Below are 1,975 nucleotides of genomic sequence, written 5' to 3'. Positions count from 1 at the left end.
CGCTGAAAACGCTCAGCGATGCCACTTTTGAAATTCTTGGTCAATTCTTTCGCCGAGTGGTGTCAATTTTAGCACCGAATGGGGTAAAAAAGATCGCCGAGTTGGGCAATTCGCTTCGCCGCCTTCACTAACCGCCAACACAGTGACAACCACACAAGCAAGAACGCCACCAATCAGTCCAGACATACCATTGATCCAAAGTGAATATAACCACGCTGGCATCCCTTTGGGGGCATATGCACCCCAAAATACCCAACCGGCGTAGAAGTGACAAAGATACTTCGCAAAGGTTCCTAATAGTACTGCCAGCCAAACCCACGTGATGGTCAGTCCTCGATTGCCAGCGCGCAAAGCCTTTTGAAATGGCTTATAGCAAAGTCCCATCAACCCCACGACCGAAAATGCAACTGGATATTCTAGAAGTCCCTGCCAAACATTTAAGACGCTGCCTTCACCTAGCCCAATCAAGAAGACATCCAGAACACCCCAGGTAAAGCCAGCTGCCACTGCTGGCCAAAGTCCGCGGCGAAGTGCGATCACTGCAATTGGAATCAAACCATAGCTCATTTCTACTGATGATATCCCAGTTTTATGTGGAAGATATTCCAAAGCCATTGCAAACGCTGCGATTAAGGCAATTTCCAACAAAACACGCAGATGCTCATGTTCTTTACTAAACATAATAAAACCCTCCATATGATTTCAACAGACATCAAAGAAGGGTTTCGAATCACATTCCTACGCTCGTACTAACGAACAGGTTCGAAGGGTCTGGTTCATCGCCACTCTCAGCCAACTCGGCTCCCCTTGTGATGTCTATTCAACTGTATTCGACTCATTTCATGCAAATGTGCCATTAAGGTCGGCGCATCTGCATTGAATATTGGTTATTTAATCTCTTGCCAAGTCCAATCCAATACCTCTTGAATATCTTCGCCAGTATCGCGAATATAGTCATGATGGTATTGCAGCGTGTCATCCATCTTTTGCACAAAGGCCGCAGACTTTTCCGCGTAACCTGGGACGTGCTCGATGATGTCTTTGGCCAAGTGGAAGCGATCCAGTTCGTTCAACACGCGCATATCAAATGGCGTGGTGATCGCCCCTTCTTCACGGTAGCCGTGCACATGCAAGTTGTGGTTATGACGATCAAAGAAAATGTCGCGGATCAGATCTTCAAAGCCGTGGAATTGGAAGAACACAGGCTTGTCTTTGGTGAAGTATTCATCAAAAACGTCATCCGACAACCCGCGCGGATCGCGGTCAGGCGACTTGAGTTTCAACAAGTCCACCACGTTGATGAAGCGGAACTTCAGATCTGGGAAGTTGTCGTGCAACAAGTTGATCGCCGCTAAACTTTCCATGTTGGGTTCCGTGCCGGCTGCGGCAATGACAACATCAGGTTCCACGCCGTCATCATTAGAAGCCCAATCGATGCGCTTCAAGCCATTTTCAGCCAGAACTTTGGCTTCTTCAATGGAGTAGAACTGTGGCCGTGGCTGTTTGGAAGTGATCAACAAATTGATGGTGTTTTGGCTGGTGAAGACTTTTGGTGAAATGGCCAACAAGGAGTTTGCGTCAGCAGGCAGGTATTCACGAATGAATTCGCCTTTCTTTTCGGCCAAATGGGTCAAAATACCAGGATCTTGGTGAGTGTAGCCGTTATGGTCTTGTTGGAAACTGGTGGAAGTTGATACCACGTTCAAGGAAGGATATGGCTTGTGCCAGTCTTCTTTGGCGGCTTCGCGCATCCACTTAAAGTGTTGCGTCAACATGGAATCCACCACGCGTAAGAAAGCTTCATAAGAGGTGAACAACGCATGCCGCCCGGTCAAAGTATAACCTTCCGCAAACCCTTCTGCTTGGTGTTCAGATAATTGTGAGTCGATGATGCGACCGCTTGGGGCCATATCTTCGTCGCAATTCTTTTGATCGATCGGTTCTAACCATTGCCGGTTGGTCGCTTCAAACAAAC

General features: G+C 47.7%; 2 protein-coding genes and 1 riboswitch. Both genes read right to left on the bottom strand.

Features of this window, described 5'->3' with window-relative positions; all coding sequences use genetic code 11:
- Window positions 1–12 precede the first annotated feature (12 nt).
- Window positions 13–681, bottom strand: coding sequence for an energy-coupled thiamine transporter ThiT (gene thiT / locus ACKTSG_RS14165; protein ID WP_407895665.1), 669 nt, complete (start codon window positions 679–681; stop codon window positions 13–15).
- Window positions 682–718: 37 nt separating this feature from the next.
- Window positions 719–818: riboswitch (TPP riboswitch) on the bottom strand.
- A 69-nt stretch (window positions 819–887) separates the two neighbouring features.
- Window positions 888–1,975, bottom strand: a 1,088-nt coding sequence (locus ACKTSG_RS14160; protein WP_491062200.1) for a phosphoketolase family protein, incomplete at its 5' end; no start/stop codon positions are given.

This window comes from Lacticaseibacillus salsurae (assembly GCF_045862175.1).
GTDB lineage: Bacteria > Bacillota > Bacilli > Lactobacillales > Lactobacillaceae > Lacticaseibacillus > Lacticaseibacillus salsurae.
Note: the sequence above shows the minus strand (reverse complement) of the source record. Positions and strands in the feature narration are given on the sequence as shown.